This is a genomic window from Sinorhizobium terangae, from assembly GCF_029714365.1.
In the GTDB taxonomy this organism is placed as follows: Bacteria; Pseudomonadota; Alphaproteobacteria; order Rhizobiales; family Rhizobiaceae; genus Sinorhizobium; species Sinorhizobium terangae.
The window spans coordinates 2,447,271-2,468,556 of record NZ_CP121659.1 but is presented as its reverse complement, the minus strand read 5'-3'; the positions used below and the strand labels follow the sequence as shown (position 1 = coordinate 2,468,556).

Genomic DNA, 21,286 nt, shown 5'->3' with positions numbered 1-21,286 from the left:
GCGGATGCCTGCCGTCAGGGATCATTCCGAACACGTCTACAGGATCGCGCATCAATCGTCGGCTGCGGCGAGTTCGCCGGTTGCGGCATCGTGGCGCCGCTGCATGACCTTGCATGGATTGACACCGGAGGAGGCCCGTTCGCCCTTACGGCTCACGGACAACGAATTCAGGCAGGCGCACGAGCGTTCCGGCGTATTGGTTGCCGAGGCGGCCGGAGAACTCGATCGGCTGTTCGCAGTCATCGGCAAGGCCGGCTGCTGCCTTCTGTTGACCGACGACAAGGGCGTCGCGCTCGAACGCCGCGGCGCGGTCGGAGATGATGCCGAATTTCGCGATGTCGGCCTGTGGTCGGGAACCGTGTGGAGCGAGGCAAGCGTCGGCACAAATGGCATTGGCACTGCCATCGCCGACGAGCGCGCTGTCGTCATCCAGCGTGACCAGCATTTCCTGAGCCGCAATATCGGACTGAGTTGCGCGACGGCGCCGATCCGGGACGAGGCGGGACACCTTGCGGGGGCGATTGACATTTCCACCTGCCGCGACGACGCGTCCGAGGCAACGGTGTCGATCCTCTCCCAGGCCGTGCGCGACGCCGCCTACCGCATCGAGGCCAATCTTTTCCGGCGGGCCTGCGCTGGGGCGCGCATCGTGCTCGTACAGGTAGACAGGGCAGGGCCGGCCTTACTTGCGGTCGACCGCGACGACCTCGTCCTTGGTGCAACCCGCGCCGCGCGCCAGCGGCTCGGCCTCGACGACAGGCGGATTGCAGCGGGCGTTCCCGCTTCCGACCTGCTCCAGGAAGAGCCGCCCGGCGACGGAGGGGAACTGCCGGATGCTGAGCGAGCTGCACTTCGCCGCGTTCTGTCGCGTGCGAACGGCAACGTCTCGATGGCCGCCGACCTTCTCGGAATCAGCCGCGCCACGCTTTACCGCAAGATGAAGCGGCTTTCGCTGAACTGAGCGATTGCTGCGCTGCAGCACGCCGAGCCGGTCCTGCCTGTCTCAATTCTGAAACAGATGGCACTGTCGAGTGCTGTGCCTCTCTATCGCAGTTCGATATTCGGCCTCACCCTTCTTCGCACAGCAAAGGACTGCTGTTCGAAGGGAGGAAGCCATGCTGCACCAGAAGATTGTCGAGACCCCGTACAAGCAGAAATATGGAAACTTCATTGGCGGCGAATGGCGGGAGCCGGTTGCGGGCCGCTATTTCGACAATACGACGCCGGTCACCGGTGGCACGCTTTGCCAGGTCGCCCGTTCCGATGCGGCCGATATCGAGGCCGCGCTCGATGCTGCGCATGCGGCGCGAGAAAAATGGGGGCGGACGTCGACGACGGAGCGCTCCAACATTCTGATGAAGATCGCTGACCGCATGGAAGCCAATCTGGAGCTTCTGGCGCGGGCGGAAACCTTCGACAACGGCAAGCCGATCCGCGAGACCATGGCTGCCGACATTCCGCTGGCGATCGATCATTTCCGTTATTTCGCCGCTTGCATCCGCGCTCAGGAGGGCTCGATCGGCGAGATCGACCACGACACGGTGGCCTATCACTTCCATGAGCCTCTCGGGGTCGTCGGCCAGATCATCCCCTGGAACTTCCCGATCCTGATGGCCGCGTGGAAGTTGGCGCCGGCGCTCGCCGCCGGAAACTGCGTCGTGCTGAAGCCGGCCGAGCAGACGCCGGCCTCCATTCTCGTCTGGGCAGAACTCGTAGGCGACCTCCTGCCGCCGGGCGTCTTGAACATCGTCAACGGCTTCGGCCTTGAAGCGGGCAAGCCGCTCGCCACCAGCCCCCGCATCGCCAAGATCGCATTCACCGGCGAGACGACGACCGGGCGGCTGATCATGCAATATGCCAGCCAGAACCTTATACCGGTTACGCTCGAACTCGGCGGCAAATCGCCGAATATTTTCTTCGCCGATGTGGTGAGCGAGGACGACGACTATTTCGACAAGGCACTTGAGGGCTTTGCGATGTTCGCGCTCAACCAAGGCGAGGTCTGCACTTGCCCAAGCCGCGCGCTGGTCCAGGAGAGCATCTATGACCGTTTTATGGAGCGGGCGCTGAAGCGAGTCGAAGCGATCCGTCAGGGCAACCCGCTCGACCAGGCGACGATGATCGGCGCACAGGCGTCGAGCGAGCAGCTCGAAAAGATCCTCGCCTATATCGAGATCGGCAAGGAGGAAGGGGCCGAGGTGCTGACCGGCGGCGGGCGCAACGTGCTCGAAGGCGAGCTCTCCGGCGGCTACTACGTCAAGCCGACGGTCTTCCGCGGCCACAACAGGATGCGCATCTTCCAGGAGGAGATTTTTGGGCCCGTCGTTTCGGTGACGACCTTCAAGACCGAGGCCGAGGCGCTGGAGATTGCCAACGACACGCTCTATGGCCTCGGTGCCGGTGTGTGGAGCCGGGATGCCAACCGGTGCTACCACTTCGGCCGTGCCATCCAGGCCGGCCGCGTCTGGACCAATTGCTACCACGCCTATCCGGCGCATGCCGCTTTCGGTGGCTACAAGCAGTCCGGCATCGGCCGCGAGACGCACAAGATGATGCTCGACCATTACCAGCAGACCAAGAACATGCTGGTGAGCTACAGCCCGAAGGCGCTCGGCTTCTTCTGATCCTCACAGTTCGATCCCGGCGGCGATCCGCCAGTGATCCTCCCGGCGGGCTTCCGGTATTTCATCGGGGGCCTGTCGGTCGTGCGGGAAGGGAGAAAATCATGACGGAAACAAATAGCGAGCCGCGGGTGCTTGCGACCGATGCGGCAATCGAACTCATCCGCGAGATCCGGCGCGATCATCCGGACATTCTCTTTCATCAGTCGGGCGGCTGCTGCGACGGCTCGTCGCCGATGTGCTATCCGGCGGATGACTACATCGTCGGCGACAATGACGTGAGGCTCGGCGAGATCGACGGCGTGCCGGTCTATATCAGCGCCAGCCAGTTTGAAGTCTGGAAGCACACGCAACTGATCATCGATGTCGTTCCGGGAAGGGGCGGGATGTTCTCGCTCGATAATGGTCGGGAGAAGCGTTTTTTGACGCGGTCGCGTCTGTTCGGTGGAGGCGAGGTTTGCACGGTACAACCCCTGGCTTGTGGCGGCAGTTAGTGCCGGCTGCGCCGGTCGCGTTAGGCCTTCTTAAACGTTTGCAATTTATAGTAGTTGCTGCAGTTTTTCCACTCTTTTGTTGCCAGGCATGAAGCCGCAGATGCTGATTGATTTCGATGCCGATGCGGGCGTTGAAATTTGCGAGGGAGCAGTTTCATGACAACGATTTCGTCCGTGGGCAATTCTGCTGCTCTGGCCATCCTGCGATCCGGTTCGCGGGCCGGCGTGTCGGCTGTCGATTTCCTCCTCTCATCAGTGTTCAAGGCCAGCTCGGATGCGGTTGCAGCAGCTATTTTCAATGCCATTGCGGGAAATAGCGACTTTCAGAAAGAGTTTTTGGATTCTTATGATGCCGCGATGAAACGCGGCGCGACGCTGGGCGGAATCCACCCAGACAACGCCAAGCACATTGCGCTCGCCGATTTGATCATTAAGCATCGCCAGAGCTTTCCGCCAGAAGAGTTCACGATACACACCGATCTGCCGGATGGAGCATCGATCACGACGACCATTCCGTCTGTGGCTGCGATGAAGGGCGAAATCTTCAAAGAGCAGATTGCGGAAAAGCAGGCTGCGTTTGACGCGGAAATCGCTGCCGCAAAAGTGTCCCCAGATCCCGCAGCCGTCAAGCTGAATGCGTTGTCGCAAGTCGTGAAAGTTCTGGTACTCGATGGTGCGGAACCCGTGTCGGCCCTTCTCGAAAACAGTCAGCCAAAGCCGGACGAACTGGCAAAGCCATTCGCCGCGTAGGCGCACGCTTTGCCGCAGTCAGTGTCCCGTTGCCGATGTTTTCTCGCGTCCGATCCTCGTTGTCAGATCGAGAAACGCCCGCAGTTTGGGCTGCGTCTGGGCCTTGGCAGGAAAATAGATGAAGAGGCCCGGCGATGTCGGCAGATAGGCGTGGAGCACGCGTTCGAGACGCCCGGCTGCGACAGCCTCGCGCACCGACGGCTCCGGCAGATAGGCGAGTCCCATCCCCGCTTGCGCCAGTTCGATGAGCAGCAGGAAGTCGTTGACGGTCAACCCGCCCGGAGCGTCGACGGAGAAATCGCGCCCCTCCCGCTCGAACTCCCAGCGATAGATCGTGCCGGAAGTGGGATAGCGATAGCGGATCGATTCGTGCCGGGTCAGTTCCTCTGGCGTCGCCGGTCGGCCGCGTCGGGCGAAATAGGCGGGTGCGCCGACGACTGCCCAGCCAATGTCGGGCGTCAGCCTGACAGCGACCATATCCTTTTCGACGGCCTCGCCGATGCGGATGCCGGCGTCGAAGCCGCGTTCGGTGATATCGATGGCCGCGTCATCGATCGAGACTTCCACGGACACGTCCGAATAGGCCTGCCGAAAGCGCGGCAGCAGCGGGGTCAGAACGAGCGGGATCGCCATGCGCGGGACGGTTAGCCGGAGGTTGCCGATCGGACGGTCGCGAAAGCCGCCAAGCAGATCATAGGCCTCAGCGATCTCGGATGCCGCCGGGCGCGCGCGCAGCAGCAATGCGCTACCAGCTTCCGTCAAGGCCACGCGGCGCGTGGTGCGGACGAAGAGCTGAACGCCAAGCCGAGTCTCGAGCGCCTTGATCGTCTGGCTGACGGCATTCGGCGTAACGCCGAGCGTGGCTGCGGCGGCGGTGAAGCTGCGATGCTCCGCCACCGCCAGGAATTCCATCAATCCGCTGAAGGGGTCGGTTGCCACTGTCGCGCCATTATGAAGTTATTCTTCATAACCTTTACAGAGACATCCTATTTTTCACAATAATCCGTTTTGGCATGATCGCCGCCAACCGCTAATGTGGCCCATCGGGCAGAACGGAGGAAAACATGCAGTACACAACACTCGGCAATACCGGTCTCGTGGTTTCGCGTCTTGCTTTCGGCGCCATGACCTTCACGGCCGGCGACCGCAGCATCGGTGCAGTCTACAAGACGGATGCCGAGGCGGCGGCCGCCCTCGTCGGGAAAGCGCTGGATGCCGGCATCAATTTTTTCGATACGGCCGACGCATACGCATCCGGTCAGTCGGAGCGCATTCTCGGCGAGGCGCTGAGGACGCGTCGCGACGAGGTGGTGATCGCCACGAAGGTCGGTTTTCGCACCGGGACGCCGCTGACGCAGGCCGGTCTCTCCCGCCGCCACATTCTCTGGTCCGTGGACCAGAGCCTGAAACGGCTCGGCACCGACTGGATCGACGTCTACATCGTCCACAAGGAGGATCCCTACACGCCGCTGGAAGAGACGCTGTCGGCGCTCGACGAGGTCATCCGCTCCGGCAAGGCGCGCTATATCGGCTTCTCGAACTGGTCGGCGTGGAAGGTCGCGGCGGCGCTCGAAATACAGAAGGCCAATGGCCTTGCGCCCTTCACCCATGGCCAGATGCATTATTCGTTGCTTGGCCGCGACGTGGAGCGAGATGTCATCCCGATGATACAGCGTTATGGGCTAGGGCTCACCGTCTGGAGCCCGCTCGCCTCGGGCTTCCTTTCCGGCAAATACACTCGCGAGAATCTCGGCGATCCGGACAACCGCTATTCGGGCTTCGACATCCTGCCGTTCGACAAGGAACAGGGGTTCCGGCTCGTGGAACGCATGCGCACCATCGCCGACGCGCATGGGGCGAGCGTGGCACAAGTAGCGATCGCCTGGTTGCTCGCCAAGAAGGCAGTAACAAGCGTGTTGCTCGGGGCCTCCAAGCCGCACCAGTTGGCAGACAACCTCGGAGCTGCGGAGCTCACCCTGACGGAAGGTGAAATTTCGGCGCTCGATGCAGAGACCGTGCCGGCGCCGGTCTATCCGAACTGGTTCATCGACAATCTAGCCGACCAGCCGGTGGCGCAGGTCCTGGGTAAAGGTCGATAAGCTCTAAGAAGAACGCCGGCGCTAGGGCGCCGGCGTTAACACATTCCTGCTGCAGTGACCTTCGTCGAACCGAACGACTTCAGTCGAAGAGGCTCGAAACCGACTCTTCCTGGCTGGTGCGGCTGATCGCTTCACCGATCAGGGCGGCGGTCGAGATGACGCGGATATTGTGCGCCGACTGGACGGCTGTCGTCGGCTGGATGGAATCGGTGATAACCAGTTCCTTCAGCATGGAGGAGGCGACGCGGGTCACCGCGCCGCCGGAAAGGACGCCGTGGGTGATGTAGGCGGTGACGCTGGTGGCGCCATTCTTCAAAAGTGCCTCGGCGGCGTTGCAAAGCGTGCCACCGGAATCGACGATGTCGTCGATCAGGATGCAATCCTTGCCGCTCACATCGCCGATGACGTTCATAACTTCCGATTCGCCCGGGCGATCGCGGCGCTTGTCGACGATCGCCAGCAGACAGTCGAGGCGTTTTGCAAGGGCACGGGCGCGCACGACGCCGCCGACGTCCGGCGAGACGACCATGACGTTCTTCAGGTCATAGTGCTCCTTGACGTCGCGCGCCAGGATCGGAACCGCATAGAGGTTGTCGGTCGGAATGTCGAAGAAGCCCTGGATCTGGCCGGCGTGAAGATCGAGGGTGAGAACGCGGTCGGCGCCAGCTTCGGTGATGAGGTTGGCGACCAGCTTGGCGGAGATCGGCGTGCGCGGACCGGGCTTTCGGTCCTGTCGGGCATAGCCGAAATAAGGAAGGACGGCGGTGATGCGGCGGGCGGAAGATCGACGCACCGCATCGATCATGATGAGCAGTTCCATCAGATGATCGTTGGTCGGAAACGAGGTGGACTGGACGATGAAAACGTCCTCGCCGCGCACGTTTTCGCCGATTTCAACGAAGATTTCCTGGTCGGCGAACCGCCTTACTGTAGCTTTGCCGAGGGGCAGGTTGAGATAGTTGCAGATCGCTTCGGCAAGCAGCCGGTTCGAATTGCCTGCGAAAACCTTCATTGACGGTCCGCCTTGAGCTGGCGCGGCCTCCGTCCGGGTGCAGTCCGGGGCGGTTTTCTCCGCGCAAAATCCGTGAGCCATTCCGATCGCGGGCAATCTTTACGGATGGCCGCTGTTCAGAGCTGATCGGCCGCTTTTTAGCGTCCCTGAACCTGAATGCAAGGGGGAATGCTGCGGCGCAAAGGCCATTACCCTAAAAACTTTGCGTCAGCTGGCCAAGTTCACGACGATTTGGGTCGCGAGCATACGGGCGGAAAACCGCACGCTTTTTCTCATCCTGCTCTCGACTGACGCCAATCGAGGTAGGCTTTGATCGTCTTGGTGGCGATCGCCTGCATTGTTTCCGGCGGGACCGCGCTCCAGGGCTCGGCGGCCGTGCTGCCCACGGTGTCCTGGCCCTGGATGCGGTGCAGGCGGTTGCCGCTGCCGTCGAGAATGTCCCAGACATAGACGACCGTCGTCTTGCCGCCGTCGTTGAGCGCCGAAAAATAGCCCTTGAGGATATGCTCGCTCGTCTTGTCCGCAGAGCCCTTGATCGCCAGCCCCTGCGCGCGGGCGTCGGCGCCGAGTTGTTTCGAAAGCGGGGTCACCGCCTCGACCGGTGCACCGATGATCGGCAGGAAGCGAATGCCGCCCGAGCCGCTTGCCGCTGGCAGGGCGGCGGTCTGGTCTACTTCTTGTTGGGGCGCGCTGGCTGCTGGTTCCGTCGCGGATTGCTGCGGGGCCGGCTCCTGCTGAGGGGCGGGGCTTTGTATGCGCGTGGTCTGGACCTTCCTTACCTCAACTTGCCCGACCTCGTCTTGTCCAGTCTCGTCTGGGCCCGTCTCGCCTTGTTCGGCCTCGTCTTGTACGGTCTGGGCCTGCCTTGACTGGATCGGCACCGTGCCTTCGGCAAGGCGGTTTGCCTGGGCGTCGAGCGTGCCGGCAGGATCCGTATAGGTGGCATCGCCCGTGGCATATTGCGTCGGCGGGCTGGAGATGTTCGGCTGCGCCGAGAAGGCGGCCGTGCTGCTTGGTGGCACGGTTTGCACCGGAACGATGGCCGTTTGCGTCGACATGGTGTCGAGATCGGACTGCGTCACGGGCGGGGAACGGAAGTTCCCGGCGCCCACATCCACCTGCGGTATCAGCACATCCGTGCTGTTGCAGCCTGTAAGTGCAGTTGCAAGACCAAGGCTTGCGATAGGCATGATCAGCTTGCGCATCGTTCCCACCGTCCGTCCGTCTCGACTCTAACAGTCGGAGCGGGAGGGGAGCTTCGCACGCCCTGATCCCGTTCCGCTTCCCGACAGCTTCTAGAGCGCCGTGCGTTGAAATGAACGCACAAGGGATGCTCCAGGAAGCTGCCTTCCGTCTCGGTCGGAAATCATAGGCGGATTTCCTTACGCAGAAATGAAGTCCAGCCCGTAACGTGAGAGCGCGCGTGGCTTCTCGGGTGTCGTGAGGTAGGTCTGGCCGAGGGTCATGGCTGTTCCGCTGTCGGAATCCATGATGATCATGTGCACGAAGAGCGACATGTCCGGCTCGATCTCCTCAGGGTTGCCGACATGGAACATCTGGTGCTCCATCCAGGATGGGGAGAAGCGCGCACCAAGAGAATAGCCGCAGGCGTTCAGCCGGTGGCGGGCGAGGCCGCGTTCGTCCATGATCTTGGCATGGACGTCGAAGACGGTGCCGAAGGTGTTGCCGGGGCGGAGCACCATTTCGATCGCCTGGATCGTCTCGCGGCAGGCGCTGTAGAGCTCGCGGTGGCGGGCGGTCGGCTCTCCGATCACGACGGTGCGCATCATTGCCGCATGGTAATGGGCGCTGACGCCTGCCCATTCGAGGGTCAGCTGGTCGTTGGCGTCGAGCGTGCGCCGGCCGGACTTGTAGCGGCAGAGCAGGGCGTCGGCGCCGGAGCCGATGATGAATTCGTTGGCCGGATAGTCGCCACCGCCGGCAAAGACCGCGCCCTGCATGGCCGCGAGAATGGCGGCCTCGCTGCCACCCGGGCGGATCAGTGGCAGGGCCGCTTCGAGCGCGTCGTCGGCGAGGCTGGCTGCCTTTTCGACATGGGCGATTTCGGCGGGGCTCTTGATCAGGCGAAGGCGGCTCACAAGGAGCGAGGCGTCGATCATTTCGCCGAAGTTGGCGAGTTGGTGGTCGACCAGTCGTGCCGTTCTGCCGGTCATGCCGTGCGTGTCGTATTCGACGCCGATCCGGCAGCCGAGCAGGTCGAGTTCGTTGAGCAGGTTCTTGAGGTCCACCGCCGGATCGGCATTGACCCGATCCACCCAGATTTCAATGCGCTCGATATTGGACGTGTGACGCGCCTGGCGCAGGTCGGCCGAGCGCGTCAGGAGCACCATCGATCCGTCTTTCGTGACGACCAGCGTCTGAAAGAAGCAGTAGCCGAACGTATCGTAACCGGTCAGCCAGTACATGCTCTCCTGCGCAAAGAGCAGCAGGGCGTCGAGCTTCTCTTCCTGCATTTTGGCCGTCAGCCGCGCAAGGCGGGCTGCGTATTCCTCTGCGGCAAACTGAAGCGCCATTTCAAATCTCCCGTATGCAGATCGCCGACATCTGCCGGCCGTAGTCTGGCTCCTGTCTGTGCGTCGTGCGGCGGTAGGAAAAGAAACGGTCCTCGTCCGCGTAGGTGCAGATGTCGAGATTTTCCGCCGTCACGCCGGCTTCCGTCAGTCGCCGGATTGTCAGCCCCGGCAGGTCGAACATGGCATGGCCGTTCTGTCCGGACGGGCTGAAGAAAGATGCATAGTCCTCGTCGGTGGCAATGAACCGTTCGACGAATTCGGCCCCGACCTCGTAGTGCGTGCGGCTGATCGAAGGGCCAAGGCAGGCGATGATCCGCTCGCGGCGCGCGCCGAGCGAGATCATCGCCTCGATGGTGCTTTCCAGAATCCCGCCGAGCGCGCCTTTCCAACCGGCATGGGCCGCGCCGATCACGCCGGCTTGCGGATCGGTAAAGAGCACCGGCCCGCAATCGGCTGAAAGAACGCCGAGCACGATACCCGGGGTCGCAGTCACGAGCGCATCGGCATCGGGGCGCGCGCCGTCATAGCTGCCGTCGACGACGACGGCGTCCGGCGAGTGGATCTGGTGGACGGTTGCAAGGCGCCGCGGCTCGGCATCGAACCAGCGCGCGACGCGCGCCCGGTTTTCGCCGACGCGTTCGCGGTCGTCCTTCGAACCGAGGCCGACATTCAGGCCGCGATAGATGCCTTCGGAAACGCCGCCCTTGCGGGTGAAATAGCCGTGTGCGATCGCCGGTCCCGCCTTTGTACTGAAGAGCGGACTCTGAACCGGGGAAAGCGAGGCGTCGTCCTGCATCGGTAGCCCTTGCTATCTTGAGGTTTCATAGGAATTGGGGGCGCGTCGCGGCCCGGTGACTTGCGGCTGATTTGCGGCGCGATGTTGACGCGGCATGCTGGCACTGTCAATCGCCCAACCGCCGCCAGCCCGCTGCAGGGTTTGCTGAACCGCAATCGATTTGAGGGTAAAACATGCAACAATTCAATGGGGTACGGCGGCGGCCGTGTCTGTGAGAAGACGCTCAACGGTGTAGACAGTTGATCGTTACTGTGCCTTTTTCTGGAACGGCGCCAGCGTGACTTCGGGACTGCTGACCGCCAGCACCTTGAACAGTTCGCCCATCTTTCCTGCTCCCGAGCCGGCGAGCCGTTCGACGGCGGCGCGAATGCCTTCCTGTGTCGGCGTGTCCTTGCCGCGGCCGAGTGCGGCTGCCCTCTCGAGCAGGCCGAGGCCGACGAGGAAGTCACCCTGATGGGCAAGTCCGTTGACCTGCAGCCCTTCCGCCTTCGCGCGGCGGGCAAGCTGCTCGAAATCGACATGGCTCGTGAGATCCGCCCGCCCGGGGCTGGCGAGCGGAGGATCGTAGCGATGCTCGCGCACCGCTTGCAGTGTGTCTCCGTAGCCGGTCGCCAGATGTCCGTAGTCGATGATGATTGCCGTACCGCCGCCGGCGCGAAGACGCTCGCAAAACGCGGCCATTACTGCGTCGCGTGCAGGGGCGATCTCGAAGATCGTGCCTTCTGCGACCGATTGCGCCGGCGAGGGCAGAAGCGACGGGTCGATGCCCGCAACGCCGGCCGCGAAGATCAATTCGCCATCGGCGTCGAGACCGACCATCCGCTCGCGGAACCCCTGCGCGGTGCGAACGAATTGCCGGATGGGAATTGCGTCGAAAAGCTCGTTTGCCGCGAGCAGGAGAAAGCCTGCGGGCAAGGTTTCGAAGCTCGCGTGCCAATGGACCTTGCCCTCGTGTCCCGCAAGCGTTTCGGCCTGCACCTTCTGCAACCGCTCGCTCGTCTCTACGAGGTGGACGCTCGCCGACCGATAGAGATCGGGCGCCAGCCGAGCGATGACGCGCAGCGTATCGGACATCATCGTGCCTCGGCCCGGGCCGATCTCGGCGATGATCGCAGGCTCAGGGCGGCCGTGCTCCTGCCACGCATGCACCAGGAATATGCCGATCATTTCGCCGAAAAGCTGACTGATCTCCGGCGCGGTGGTGAAATCGCCGGCGCGGCCGAAGGGCTCGCGGACCCGGTAGTAGCCGTGCTGCGGATCGGCGAGGCAGAGCGAAAAGTAGTCGGTGACGCTGATCGGCCCGTTGGTCTTGATCAGCGCCTTGATCTTGTCGGCAAGAGGATTCGTCATGCACCCGTCCAGTTATGCGGTCGCTGCTGCCCGGCGTGCGCGCGCGATCGCCCATATGCCTGCGAGCGCCATCGGCAGCGACAGCACCATGCCCATGGTCAGCCAGCCGCCGGCCAGATAGCCGATCTGAGCGTCCGGTTCGCGGAAGAATTCGACAAAAATGCGGCTCGCGGCATAGCCGCAGACGAATATGCCGCAGACCAGGCCGGGGACCTTCAATGCTTTGCGACGGTAGACGAAATAGGCAAGCACCAGGAGGAGCAGAATGCCTTCGAGCGCCGCCTCATAGAGCTGGCTCGGGTGGCGGGGAAAGGGACCGCCCGTCGGAAAGACGATCGCCCAGGGCATGGACGACAAACGTCCCCAAAGTTCGCCGTTGATGAAGTTGGCGATGCGGCCGAAAAAGAGGCCGATCGGCACCACGGCGGCGACGACGTCGAACAGGCTCCAGACGGCAATAGCGTTGCGCCGCGCGAAAATGATCATCGCGAGCGTCGTGCCGAGCAAGCCGCCATGGAACGACATGCCGCCGTTCCAGATCTCGATCGCGCGGATCGGATTTTGCAGGACGGAGCTCAGATCGTAGAAAAGGATGTATCCGATGCGTCCGCCAAGGACGATGCCGGCGGCAACCCAGAGCAGGAAATCGTCGAGTTGCGTCAGGTTGAATGCGGGGGTCCCGTTGCGCCAGAGCGCGGTGTTCTGGACGATGCGGCGCGCATAGAACCAGCCGATGAGGATGCCTGCGACATAGGCGAGGCCGTACCAGTGAATGGCAAGCGGCCCGATCGTGAAGATGACGGGGTCGATTTCCGGGAAGGGGAGGATGGCGAGGCGGGTGGCGATTGTTTCCAAGGTCTTGTCTCGTGCCGGCCGGTTGTTTTGGCGGAACATGGCGATCGAATCCGGGCGGGTCAAGCCGCCGGAGGCGGCCGTCACCCCAGCGCCATCTTATTTTCCTTGCATCCTTTCGCCGGTGACCCTACCTCAATTTCAAGACCGCGCTGTTGCGCGACGCTGAAATGGAGATCTGGACAATGAGCACTGGAGCCAACCGCATTCTGGACGATTTTGCCAAGCTGATGACCGATGCGGCGGGCGCTGCCCAGGGCGTGCGACGCGAGGTCGAGACGGCTTTCCGCGCGCAGGCCGAAAGCTGGCTGAATTCGCTCGATGTGGTCAAGCGCGAGGAATTCGAGGCGATCAAGGAAATGGCCGTCAAGGCGCGCGACGAAAACGACGCGCTGCTTGCCCGCATCGAAGCGCTCGAAGCACGCCTCGCAGAGACCGGAAAGAAGAAGTAACGACCTATTGGCCTTGCCGCTCCGTCTCTGTTCTCGGAGCGAGCGAGGTTCATCGCGTTTCCTGCGGGCCTGCGGGTAGAAGACTGCTGCGTGTCTATACGATCGCGCGTGCCGCATGATTCCTCAAATCGGACTCCGAATTGAGGAATCATGCGGCAATTCAAAGTGCTAGGCGATCTTGTTTGTCGGAAGAGACGTGCGGCGCCTTAGAGTTAATAAAATCTGAAAAGTTTTCCACCTGTGGACACTGCCAAAAAGTCCTTATGGCAGAGTCGCTTAAGCATCGGTGCTGAATCAAAACTGCAACGCGGGCGTCATTCTTCGCCGCAATTTTTCGCCCGAGGGGCTGGCAGGCTGACTCTGCCGTTATACACTGATTTTAAATGATGATTCGAAACGGATCACGTAAGCTCCGGGCAGGGTAAGTAAGCCAGGATGGCCGTGCGTCCAGCAATCATAGTGTGTCCGTATCTGGTATTGGGTTTGCAGCGTTGCGTCTTGTGAACGCGATCTTGCGCGCCTGTGCCGCGCCGTAAGGGTGATGCATGAGCCTTTTGGAAATGGAAGTCGAACGCCAGTCCAACCCGGTCGATATGATCGAGTTCGTGGCCGCCAACAATGACTGGTCTTTCGAGCGCTCCGGTGAAGACGAGATCGCCATGACGGTCGAAGGCAAATGGGCGGACTATCACGTTTCCTTCTCCTGGATGGAGGAGTTCGAGGCGCTGCATCTGGCTTGCGCCTTCGATATCAAGGTGCCGGAAAGCCGCGTCAACGAGGTGATCCGCCTGCTTTCCCATATCAACGGCCAGGTGCTGATGGGGCATTTCGACCTCTGGCGCCAAGAAGAAGTCATCATCTTCCGCCAATCTCTCTTGCTCGCGGGCGGCGCGGAACCGACGAATCAGCAGGTCGAGGTGCTGTTGTCGAGTGCGCTCGATGCTTGCGAGTCCTATTTCCAGGCGTTCCAGTTTGTCGTTTGGTCCGGAATGGACGCGCAACGTGCAGTCGATGCGGTGCTGTTCGAAACCGTCGGGGAGGCGTGAGATGGCTGTAGCCGTGTCTGGTCCAATCGTCCTCATCGGTGCCGGCAATATGGGCGGTGCGATGCTTGGCGGCTGGTTGAAGAGCGGCGTCAAGGGTGGCGACGTCCTCGTCATCGATCCGGGTCCGCCGCCGGCGATGGCGAAGCTGATTGCCGACAATGGCGTCAGCCATGCCACATCCGCACCGGACGGCGTCAAGGCGGGCGTGCTCTTCCTGGCGGTCAAGCCCCAGATCATGGACGCCGTATTGCCGCCGCTCAAAGGGCTCGTCGGTCCGCAGACGGTCATTGTTTCCGTCGCCGCAGGCAAGACGCTCCGGTCCATTGAAAGCCATCTTGGCGAAGCTGCAACCGTGCGTGCCATGCCGAATACTCCGGCGATGATCGGCCGCGGCGTTACCGGCGCCTATGCGAATGCGCGCGTAACAGAGGCGCAGCGCGCTCTGGTTCATAACCTTCTGAAGGTCAGCGGTCCGGTCGAATGGGTCGAGACCGAAGCCGATATCGATGCCGTGACGGCCGTTTCCGGCAGTGGACCGGCCTATGTCTTCTATCTCGTCGAGTGCATGGCGGAGGCCGGGCGCAGGGCCGGCCTCAAGGCGGACCTCGCCATGCGTCTCGCTCGGGAAACCGTCGCGGGGGCTGGTGAACTCCTGCATCAGTCCCCCGACGATGCCGCGCAGTTGCGCCAGAATGTAACTTCTCCCGGCGGCACGACGGCCGCGGCACTTGCCATTCTAATGGCCGACGACGGAATGCAGCCGCTCTTCAACAAGGCCATCGCAGCCGCGCGCAAGCGCGCCGAGGAACTGGCCGGATAAATCACCGCAATTTCAAGAGCACGATCATGGCCGAGACCATTTCCTTCGCCGATTTCGAGCGCGTCGACATTCGCGTCGGAACGATCATCGAAGCCGAGCCCTTCCCGGAGGCACGCAAGCCCGCACTCAAGCTGAAAATCGATTTCGGTTCCGAAATCGGCATAAAGCGGTCATCGGCGCAAATTACTGTGCACTATAAGCCGGAGGATCTCGTCGGACGACAGGTGCTGGGCGTGGTTAACTTTCCGCCACGCCAGATCGGCCCAGTGCGTTCCGAGGTGCTGACCCTCGGTTTCGAGGATGAGGCCGGTGCAATCGTGCTGGCGGCGACCGACAAGCCGGTGCCGAACGGCAAGAAGTTGATGTGAGCGTTATGACGATTAGCCGCGACGTTGTCTGCGAACGCGTCAAGGTTTCCTGCCTCTGGCGCGCGGCGGAAGTTGCGCGGGAATGGCGGGCGAGCCATGTGCTCTCCCTTCTCGATCCGGAATTGCCGGAAACGGACGTGCCCTCCATCGCCGATGTCGCGCACCGCGTGGTGCGCATGCGCGATCAGGAAAATGCCGGCGCGACGCAGCATTTCCCTGATCTCGTCCTGGATGTTTTCGAGGCCATGAGGCCGGTCGCCGACGATCAATCGAGCCGTATCCTGGTCCATTGCCATGCCGGCGTCAGCCGTTCGACGGCTTTCGCCTACGGGCTGATCGCCCATCAATTTGGAAAGGGCAGAGAGGACGAGGCCTTCGCGGCGCTGCTGACGATCACCCGCAAGCCCTGGCCAAACCGCCGGATCGTCGAAATCCTCGATGCCTCCCTCGGCCGCGAGGGCAGGCTGCTTGCCCCGCTCGACGCAATGCGCGCTCGCTATCCGCGCCGGATCGACGCGTGGCACCGCTTCAATCTCCGGCGCGGCCTTACCGCTGCCTATTCGCGATAACGAAGAGCTCCGCGATCACGTCGGCACGCGCACTGTTGCGCGCAAACCGCCGAGTGGGCTGTCGCCGAGGGTGACGTTCCCTCCGTGGCTTCGCGCGATATCGCGGGCGATCGCGAGCCCGAGCCCCGTGCCAGAACTGTCGAGGTTGCGGGCCTCGTCGAGGCGGAAGAACGGCTTGAACACGTCCTCTCTCGATCTCTCCGGAATGCCGGGCCCGTCGTCGTCGACCGTAATCGTCAGCCACTTCGCACTGTGGCGCGCCTCGATCCGCACCGAATTGGCGTAGCGATAAGCATTCGATGCAAGATTGGCGACGAGGCGGGTGAAGGCGGCGGGCCTTACCCGGATATCGTCTTCTCCTTCGATCGAGGTCGTCAGCGTCTTGCCGTATAGCTCCGCCTCGGCCGCAAGGCGGGTCATGAGGTCGCTGAGTTTCAACTCACCGACATCCTCTTCCGCCTCGCCCCGCGCGAAGGCTAGATAGCCTTCCAGCATGTTCTGCATGTCCTCGACATCGTTGTTGAGGCTTTCGAGGTCCGGGTTGTTGCCGGCGAGTGCGAGTTGCAGCTTGAAGCGTGTGAGGATCGTGCGCAGATCGTGGCTGACGCCGGTCAGCATTGCGGTGCGCTGCTCGATCTGGCGCTCGATGCGTTCGCGCATGAGGATGAAGGCAAGACCGGCGCGGCGGATTTCCTCGGCGCCGCGCGGCGCGAAGTCGTCGATCTTCTGGCCCTTGCCGAAGCTTTCCGCAGCGCTTGCCAGCGCCAGGATCGGCTTGATCTGCCCGCGCAGGAAGAGGATCGCAATCGTCAGCAGCACGAGCGAGGCGCCGACCATCCAGACCAGGAAGATATGGGTGTTGGAAGCATAGGCCTGGTTGCGCCGCGCATAGACCCTGAGGATGCGGCCATCATCGAGCTTGATGCGGATCTCGACGATCTTCGAATTGCCGACGGTGTCGATCCAGAAGGGGCGGCGGATCTGGTTCGAAATCTCCTCGCTGAGGATCTGGTCGAGGATTTCGAAGAAGGGCTTGGGGCGTGGCGGTGGCAAATCACCGCCAGGCTCGACGGCGATGTTCAGATTGAGTTGTTCACGGGCAATGCGCACGATCTGGTCGATATCGCCATCGCGCGGAAAGGTCGTGATCAGATCGACGATCGAGGCTATGTCGCTGGTCACAGCGGCCGAGAGGCGTTGCGTCACGAGCTGCCAGTGGCGCTCCATGAAGACGAAGGCGACGACCGACTGCAGCAGCACCATTGGAATGATGACGATCAGCAGCGAGCGCGCGTAAAGGCCGATCGGCAGGCGGCGGCGCAACCACCGCGTCAGGCGTTTCCAGGCCCCGTCGGCGGGGCCCGTTCCTTCGCGCCTGATGCTGTCAAAGCTTGCCATGACTCTCCCGCATTTAGTCCACACTCAGCCGGTAACCGATGCCGCGCACCGTTTGAAGCCAGATGGGGTTGGACGGGTCGTCCTCGATCTTGCGCCTTAGCCGGTTGATTTGCACGTCGATCGTCCGTTCGCCGACCTCGGCATCGTCTCCGATCAGTTCATGCCGGGGAATGGTCTCCCCAGCGCGTTGGGAAAACAGGGTCATGATCTCCTGTTCGCGGTCGGTGAGACGGATATGATCGGCACCGCGACGGAGCTCCTTGCGCACCACGGAGAAGGTGTAGGGGCCGAAAATGACCTGATCGACCTTGGGCGCCTGTGTCGGCTGGTTGCGGCGCAGGATGTTGTTGATGCGGAGCACGAGTTCGCGCGGCTCGAAAGGCTTCGGCAGATAGTCGTCCGCACCTGCCTCAAGGCCTTCGATGCGCGAATTCGATTCCGCCAGCGCCGTCAGCATGATAATCGGCACCGTTTTGATATGCCTCAGGCTCTGCGTCAGTTGAATGCCGCTCTCACCGGGCATCATTACATCGACGATCAGGAGATCGAAATCAATGCCGATCAGCTTGCGCCGCGCCTCGTCGGCATCGCCAGCCGTCGTCACCCGGAAACCCTGCTCGACCAGGTAGCGGTTGAGCAGGTCTCGAATCCGTCGGTCGTCATCGACGATCAGAAGATGCGCCGCATCGTCGGAGACTTTCGCTTTTACTGTCATTGCTCGACACCCTCATCTTCCGCAAGCCGGCCGGCCGGATCACGCATTCAAGCAGATGCGCGGCGGCCGCCCAATTCCCCGATTCCACGGATCTGTCCGCCTCACTCGAATGAAGCTCAAGACAGAGGTCCCATGAACATCAGTCCGCGGCGGCATTCTTCATGTTGGCGAGAAAACGCTTCACGGTTTCACGCGCGCCGGGACCCGTTTTTGCCAATGCCTTTGCTATGCGGCGGGACTGTGGCTCAGCAAGCGCCCGGGCCAGCGCCTTGCCTTCCTCTGTGGTGTAAAGCATTCGCTGCCGTCTGTCCTCAGGGCCGGTCACCTGCCGAATATAGCCGGAATCGATAAGCTGCTTCAAAACGCGAGCAAGGCTCTGCTTGGTGATCTTCAACGTCTCGAGAAGGTCGGCGACTGTCATCCCGGGCTCGCGATTGACGAAATGCACGACGCGGTGATGTGCTCGGCCGAAGCCGCTCTTTTCGAGTATGGCGTCCGGATCACCGGTGAAGTCGCGATAGGCAAAGAAGAGCAGCTCGATGATCTCGAAATCTATCGTGTCCTCCTCCTGACCGGCAACTTCGGTCAGGTACTCGGTGTTGTCCTTAGGTCGGCCGGGCACGCAGTCATTTCCTTTCAACCAAATTGCAGTTCACGAAATATATCGCAAAATATGTCAGTTTTGTTGACATATTTTTACGCCATTGATAGCGATCGGCTCGTCGGGCGAAACATCGGGCCCGATGTCGCCGTTGGAGGATGGGCCGCGCGTTTCCGTTCGCAAATCCAAAATCATGAAATTGAATTCTCCCCCAGTCTGTTTGCCGATAAACTGGAAACAGCAAGATAATCAACAGTAGATATGGTGCTTACGCGCCGGAGGATAATACCATGGCAGCTATTCCCTTTGATCAGTTGGACGGTGAAATCTGGTTCAACGGCGAGTTCGTGCCCTGGAAGGATGCAAAGATACATGTGCTGACGCATGGGCTGCACTACGCGAGCGCGGTTTTCGAAGGCGAACGCGCCTATGGCGGGCGCATCTTCAAGCTTACGGAACACAATCAGCGGCTCCACCAATCTGCGGCCATTCTGGGCTTCAAGATTCCCTATTCGGTGGAGGAACTCGACAGTGCCAGCAACGAGTTGCTGAAGCGCCAGGGTTTTTCCGAGGCCTATGTCCGACCGATCGCCTGGCGCGGCAGCGAGCAGATGGGCGTCTCCGCCCAGAACAGCCGCATCAACGTCTCCATCGCCATCTGGCAATGGGGCAGCTATTTCAATCCGGCAGAGAAGTTGAAGGGCATTCGCCTTGATATCGCGGAGTATCGTCGTCCCGATCCGCGGACAGCTCCGTCGAAGTCCAAGGCCGCGGGCCTCTACATGATCTGCACGATCTCGAAGCACGCGGCCGAAGCCAAGGGCTATGCGGACGCTCTGATGCTCGATTGGCGTGGCCAGGTGGCCGAGGCGACCGGCGCCAACGTCTTCTTCGTAAAGGACGGCGTTCTGCATACGCCTGTTCCGGACTGTTTCCTGGACGGAATCACACGTCGGACGGTCATCGAACTTGCCAAGCGCCGGGGCTACGAGGTGGTCGAACGAGCAATCATGCCGGAAGAGCTTTCCGGCTTTTCGGAATGCTTCCTGACCGGCTCGGCTGCCGAGGTCACTCCGGTATCGGAGATCGGCCCCTATCGCTTCGCGCCCGCCGCGATCAGCGAAACGCTGATGAATGACTATACGAAGGAAGTTAATCCAGTCGCAGCGGCAGCAGAATAATCACAACAGCTCCTCCGCCTCCGCAGAATCGGAGGCGTTCGACACAGGATTCAGTAAAAGGCGACCTGCGGCCGCCTTTTGTGTTCGTGTGGATATCGCTACAACGCCGCGCGTCTTACGAGACGCGCGGCGTTGTAGCACGTTGAATTGCTGCATGACCTTATCCTCAAACGATTCCGATTTGAGGAATCATGCAGGAGGGAGACGTCATGCCGTCTTGCCGAGGAACTGTCCGACGATGCCGCTCAGCACGCCGCCGCCGACAACGCCGCCAATTGCCTGCATGCCAAGACCGGTAGCTGCTGCTTCCCCGCCAAACATCTGGATCAGGAACCCGCCGCCGAGACCGCCGATGGCGCCTACGATCGTTCGCGCCACAACCCCGAATGCCTGCTGCTTCAGCATTGCGCTGGCTGCGTTGCCACCCGCTGCCCCCGCGGTCAATTGGGTAATGATAGGCATTAATGCTTCCATTGAACCCTCCGTCTGCGGCCCCCGTCCAAGAGCCCGCGATGCGCCGATGATCCGGCACGGAGAGGTTGAGACCGAAAGCGGAAACTGTCAATTTCGACGTTGAGGTTGTGCGGAAGCTGCGGCGATGACTGGTGCTTCGGAAGAGGCGCTGGAATTACTATAATGCCTTGATCCATATTGTTATTTTCCTTGGCGCTCGGTGCTCAGGGAAGGATCTGGCGAATAGTAGAAGGTGCTTTTGGCAGAAGAAAGCCGAGTAATTCCGTGCGGGCGGCAAGCGTTTTCTTTAGCAGGACGCGCATATGTGCGCGTGATTCGGCGAATCATCCTCTCTGCAGCGCGCTGACCCAAGCGCGCTGCTTCATGTTGGGAGAGAAGAGCAGGCCGTATCCACGATTATGTCAGCGATAGACGTAAACAATGCGCCGTGTCGCCGGTTCTACCAGCACGGGCTGTCCGTTGATGGTGACATAATCATAGCCGTAGTCCGGAATCTCGCGGACGGCGACTGTACTCGGCAATGCCGCGCCGATAACGGGCTCGCCTTCGAGATAAACCGTATCGGCGGGATTTTCGGTGATATAGGTGCTTACTGCCGGAGGTGGCGTGATGGCGTCAACCTCTTCGACCGGGCCGATCAGTTCCAGCGGTTCCGCGGTGGTCGCGATCGTCGGATCGCCCGGCTGTACCTGATAGGTCACGGAAGGAATTGCGAGGTCAGTGCGACGCTGCTCGATCACAACGGAGGACCCGCCGAGATCGGTTGCGAGATATCGGGCATAGGCCCAGCCGCGAATTCCGTTGACGCTGATGCGGCACCAGTTGCTGCCCTGAATGCATCCATCGAGGACCGCGGGGCTGCCGCGCGTTGCAAGGCCCACTGTCGGATATTGCGGGCCAGGGCCCGCGCGGACGTTGAGATCCGTCACCGCGGTTGCGCTCATCGCGGCATAACCCGTCGACGCGCCAGCGGCGAGCATCAAACCCGCTGCCGCAACCGCTCGAAACAGATGGGTGGAGGGGGTCTTCATCGTCTTGCTCCTATTGCGTGATGGATGCGAAACGCCTCGCGGAACCGGGATGTTCCCCCCGTGACATCACGAAATGTGAGGATGAGAGACATTGTCCCGGCGCCGGCGATCGAAGCGATGTGG

General features: G+C 61.6%; 23 protein-coding genes. 11 read left to right on the top strand and 12 right to left on the bottom strand.

Annotated elements, in window-relative coordinates; translation table 11 throughout:
* Positions 1–4: 4 nt before the first annotated feature.
* From QA637_RS11780 to QA637_RS11765, 4 genes are all read left to right on the top strand, one after another.
* A complete protein-coding gene (locus QA637_RS11780) occupies positions 5–961 on the top strand; it encodes a helix-turn-helix domain-containing protein (RefSeq protein ID WP_153441290.1) in 957 nt (318 codons plus the stop codon).
* 154 nt (positions 962–1,115) lie between these two features.
* Positions 1,116–2,624 carry an aldehyde dehydrogenase gene (adh, locus tag QA637_RS11775; RefSeq protein ID WP_153441289.1) on the top strand — a complete coding sequence of 503 codons (1,509 nt, stop codon included), beginning with the start codon at positions 1,116–1,118 and terminating at the stop codon, positions 2,622–2,624.
* A 101-nt stretch (positions 2,625–2,725) separates the two neighbouring features.
* On the top strand, positions 2,726–3,115 hold the full coding sequence (locus QA637_RS11770; protein WP_153441288.1) for a DUF779 domain-containing protein: 390 nt from the start codon (positions 2,726–2,728) through the stop codon (positions 3,113–3,115).
* A gap of 156 nt (positions 3,116–3,271) precedes the next feature.
* On the top strand, positions 3,272–3,865 hold the full coding sequence (locus QA637_RS11765) for an SGNH/GDSL hydrolase family protein (RefSeq protein ID WP_153441287.1): 594 nt from the start codon (positions 3,272–3,274) through the stop codon (positions 3,863–3,865).
* 18 nt (positions 3,866–3,883) lie between these two features.
* Here the strand turns inward: QA637_RS11765 and QA637_RS11760 are convergent, their stop codons facing one another.
* A complete protein-coding gene (locus QA637_RS11760) occupies positions 3,884–4,804 on the bottom strand; it encodes a LysR family transcriptional regulator (RefSeq protein ID WP_283061515.1) in 921 nt (306 codons plus the stop codon).
* 125 nt (positions 4,805–4,929) lie between these two features.
* Between QA637_RS11760 and QA637_RS11755 the strand changes: the two genes are divergently transcribed.
* On the top strand, positions 4,930–5,964 hold the full coding sequence (locus QA637_RS11755; protein WP_283061514.1) for an aldo/keto reductase: 1,035 nt from the start codon (positions 4,930–4,932) through the stop codon (positions 5,962–5,964).
* A 79-nt stretch (positions 5,965–6,043) separates the two neighbouring features.
* Here QA637_RS11755 and QA637_RS11750 read toward each other — a convergent pair whose 3' ends face one another.
* From QA637_RS11750 to lgt, 6 genes are all read right to left on the bottom strand, one after another.
* Positions 6,044–6,976 carry a ribose-phosphate pyrophosphokinase gene (locus tag QA637_RS11750; protein WP_153441285.1) on the bottom strand — a complete coding sequence of 311 codons (933 nt, stop codon included), beginning with the start codon at positions 6,974–6,976 and terminating at the stop codon, positions 6,044–6,046.
* A gap of 272 nt (positions 6,977–7,248) precedes the next feature.
* The gene (locus QA637_RS11745; RefSeq protein ID WP_153441284.1) at positions 7,249–8,181 is read right to left on the bottom strand and encodes a hypothetical protein; all 933 of its coding nucleotides are present in this window, start codon (positions 8,179–8,181) and stop codon (positions 7,249–7,251) included.
* A gap of 177 nt (positions 8,182–8,358) precedes the next feature.
* Positions 8,359–9,510 (bottom strand): M24 family metallopeptidase, encoded by a 1,152-nt coding sequence (locus QA637_RS11740; protein WP_153441283.1) that lies wholly within the window; start codon positions 9,508–9,510, stop codon positions 8,359–8,361.
* A 1-nt stretch (position 9,511) separates the two neighbouring features.
* Positions 9,512–10,306 (bottom strand): peptidoglycan editing factor PgeF, encoded by a 795-nt coding sequence (gene pgeF / locus QA637_RS11735; RefSeq protein ID WP_153441282.1) that lies wholly within the window; start codon positions 10,304–10,306, stop codon positions 9,512–9,514.
* Positions 10,307–10,552: 246 nt separating this feature from the next.
* A complete protein-coding gene (locus tag QA637_RS11730; protein ID WP_153441281.1) occupies positions 10,553–11,656 on the bottom strand; it encodes a class I SAM-dependent methyltransferase in 1,104 nt (367 codons plus the stop codon).
* Positions 11,657–11,668: 12 nt separating this feature from the next.
* Positions 11,669–12,511 carry a prolipoprotein diacylglyceryl transferase gene (gene lgt, locus QA637_RS11725; protein ID WP_153441320.1) on the bottom strand — a complete coding sequence of 281 codons (843 nt, stop codon included), beginning with the start codon at positions 12,509–12,511 and terminating at the stop codon, positions 11,669–11,671.
* Positions 12,512–12,693: 182 nt separating this feature from the next.
* Here lgt and QA637_RS11720 point away from each other — a divergent pair, with 182 nt between their 5' ends.
* The 5 genes from QA637_RS11720 to QA637_RS11700 all read left to right on the top strand — a co-directional run bounded on the left by QA637_RS11720 (position 12,694) and on the right by QA637_RS11700 (position 15,763).
* Complete coding sequence (locus tag QA637_RS11720) at positions 12,694–12,960, top strand: accessory factor UbiK family protein (protein ID WP_153441280.1); 267 nt, start codon at positions 12,694–12,696, stop codon at positions 12,958–12,960.
* Positions 12,961–13,505: 545 nt separating this feature from the next.
* A complete protein-coding gene (locus QA637_RS11715; protein WP_136506450.1) occupies positions 13,506–14,006 on the top strand; it encodes a type III secretion system chaperone family protein in 501 nt (166 codons plus the stop codon).
* A gap of 1 nt (position 14,007) precedes the next feature.
* Positions 14,008–14,826, top strand: a complete 819-nt coding sequence (proC, locus tag QA637_RS11710) for a pyrroline-5-carboxylate reductase (protein ID WP_153441279.1) — start codon at positions 14,008–14,010, stop codon at positions 14,824–14,826.
* A gap of 26 nt (positions 14,827–14,852) precedes the next feature.
* Positions 14,853–15,194, top strand: a complete 342-nt coding sequence (locus tag QA637_RS11705) for a tRNA-binding protein (protein WP_153441278.1) — start codon at positions 14,853–14,855, stop codon at positions 15,192–15,194.
* 5 nt (positions 15,195–15,199) lie between these two features.
* Entirely contained in the window at positions 15,200–15,763 is a 564-nt protein-coding gene (locus tag QA637_RS11700) for a protein-tyrosine phosphatase family protein (protein WP_153441319.1), read from the top strand.
* Positions 15,764–15,778: 15 nt separating this feature from the next.
* On the opposite strand, the gene QA637_RS11695 is transcribed toward QA637_RS11700, so the two are convergent.
* The 3 genes from QA637_RS11695 to QA637_RS11685 all read right to left on the bottom strand — a co-directional run bounded on the left by QA637_RS11695 (position 15,779) and on the right by QA637_RS11685 (position 18,498).
* Positions 15,779–17,161: an ATP-binding protein gene (locus QA637_RS11695; protein ID WP_153441277.1), complete on the bottom strand. Its 1,383-nt coding sequence runs from the start codon at positions 17,159–17,161 to the stop codon at positions 15,779–15,781.
* A 13-nt stretch (positions 17,162–17,174) separates the two neighbouring features.
* Complete coding sequence (locus QA637_RS11690) at positions 17,175–17,876, bottom strand: response regulator (RefSeq protein ID WP_153441276.1); 702 nt, start codon at positions 17,874–17,876, stop codon at positions 17,175–17,177.
* Between the two features lie 139 nt (positions 17,877–18,015).
* A complete protein-coding gene (locus QA637_RS11685) occupies positions 18,016–18,498 on the bottom strand; it encodes a MarR family winged helix-turn-helix transcriptional regulator (protein WP_184108535.1) in 483 nt (160 codons plus the stop codon).
* Between the two features lie 269 nt (positions 18,499–18,767).
* Between QA637_RS11685 and QA637_RS11680 the strand changes: the two genes are divergently transcribed.
* Positions 18,768–19,658, top strand: a complete 891-nt coding sequence (locus QA637_RS11680) for a branched-chain amino acid aminotransferase (RefSeq protein WP_153441275.1) — start codon at positions 18,768–18,770, stop codon at positions 19,656–19,658.
* A 207-nt stretch (positions 19,659–19,865) separates the two neighbouring features.
* Here the strand turns inward: QA637_RS11680 and QA637_RS11675 are convergent, their stop codons facing one another.
* Together QA637_RS11675 and QA637_RS11670 are read right to left on the bottom strand one after the other, a co-directional pair.
* Positions 19,866–20,132: a hypothetical protein gene (locus QA637_RS11675; RefSeq protein WP_283061509.1), complete on the bottom strand. Its 267-nt coding sequence runs from the start codon at positions 20,130–20,132 to the stop codon at positions 19,866–19,868.
* Between the two features lie 401 nt (positions 20,133–20,533).
* Positions 20,534–21,163 carry a DUF1236 domain-containing protein gene (locus tag QA637_RS11670; RefSeq protein WP_153441273.1) on the bottom strand — a complete coding sequence of 210 codons (630 nt, stop codon included), beginning with the start codon at positions 21,161–21,163 and terminating at the stop codon, positions 20,534–20,536.
* Between the last annotated feature and the right edge of the window lie 123 nt (positions 21,164–21,286).

Excerpts from the sequence above, each read along its gene's own strand:
- QA637_RS11780 (WP_153441290.1), top strand. The coding sequence starts at position 5 with ATGCCTGCCGTCAGGGATCATTCCGAACACGTCTACAGGATCGCGCAT.
- adh (WP_153441289.1), top strand. The coding sequence starts at position 1,116 with ATGCTGCACCAGAAGATTGTCGAGACCCCGTACAAGCAGAAATATGGA.
- QA637_RS11770 (WP_153441288.1), top strand. The coding sequence starts at position 2,726 with ATGACGGAAACAAATAGCGAGCCGCGGGTGCTTGCGACCGATGCGGCA.
- QA637_RS11765 (WP_153441287.1), top strand. The coding sequence starts at position 3,272 with ATGACAACGATTTCGTCCGTGGGCAATTCTGCTGCTCTGGCCATCCTG.
- QA637_RS11755 (WP_283061514.1), top strand. The coding sequence starts at position 4,930 with ATGCAGTACACAACACTCGGCAATACCGGTCTCGTGGTTTCGCGTCTT.
- QA637_RS11750 (WP_153441285.1), bottom strand. The coding sequence starts at position 6,976 with ATGAAGGTTTTCGCAGGCAATTCGAACCGGCTGCTTGCCGAAGCGATC.
- QA637_RS11745 (WP_153441284.1), bottom strand. The coding sequence starts at position 8,181 with ATGCGCAAGCTGATCATGCCTATCGCAAGCCTTGGTCTTGCAACTGCA.
- QA637_RS11740 (WP_153441283.1), bottom strand. The coding sequence starts at position 9,510 with ATGGCGCTTCAGTTTGCCGCAGAGGAATACGCAGCCCGCCTTGCGCGG.
- pgeF (WP_153441282.1), bottom strand. The coding sequence starts at position 10,306 with ATGCAGGACGACGCCTCGCTTTCCCCGGTTCAGAGTCCGCTCTTCAGT.
- QA637_RS11730 (WP_153441281.1), bottom strand. The coding sequence starts at position 11,656 with ATGACGAATCCTCTTGCCGACAAGATCAAGGCGCTGATCAAGACCAAC.
- QA637_RS11720 (WP_153441280.1), top strand. The coding sequence starts at position 12,694 with ATGAGCACTGGAGCCAACCGCATTCTGGACGATTTTGCCAAGCTGATG.
- QA637_RS11715 (WP_136506450.1), top strand. The coding sequence starts at position 13,506 with ATGAGCCTTTTGGAAATGGAAGTCGAACGCCAGTCCAACCCGGTCGAT.
- proC (WP_153441279.1), top strand. The coding sequence starts at position 14,008 with ATGGCTGTAGCCGTGTCTGGTCCAATCGTCCTCATCGGTGCCGGCAAT.
- QA637_RS11705 (WP_153441278.1), top strand. The coding sequence starts at position 14,853 with ATGGCCGAGACCATTTCCTTCGCCGATTTCGAGCGCGTCGACATTCGC.
- QA637_RS11700 (WP_153441319.1), top strand. The coding sequence starts at position 15,200 with ATGACGATTAGCCGCGACGTTGTCTGCGAACGCGTCAAGGTTTCCTGC.
- QA637_RS11695 (WP_153441277.1), bottom strand. The coding sequence starts at position 17,161 with ATGGCAAGCTTTGACAGCATCAGGCGCGAAGGAACGGGCCCCGCCGAC.
- QA637_RS11690 (WP_153441276.1), bottom strand. The coding sequence starts at position 17,876 with ATGACAGTAAAAGCGAAAGTCTCCGACGATGCGGCGCATCTTCTGATC.
- QA637_RS11680 (WP_153441275.1), top strand. The coding sequence starts at position 18,768 with ATGGCAGCTATTCCCTTTGATCAGTTGGACGGTGAAATCTGGTTCAAC.
- QA637_RS11675 (WP_283061509.1), bottom strand. The coding sequence starts at position 20,132 with ATGGAAGCATTAATGCCTATCATTACCCAATTGACCGCGGGGGCAGCG.
- QA637_RS11670 (WP_153441273.1), bottom strand. The coding sequence starts at position 21,163 with ATGAAGACCCCCTCCACCCATCTGTTTCGAGCGGTTGCGGCAGCGGGT.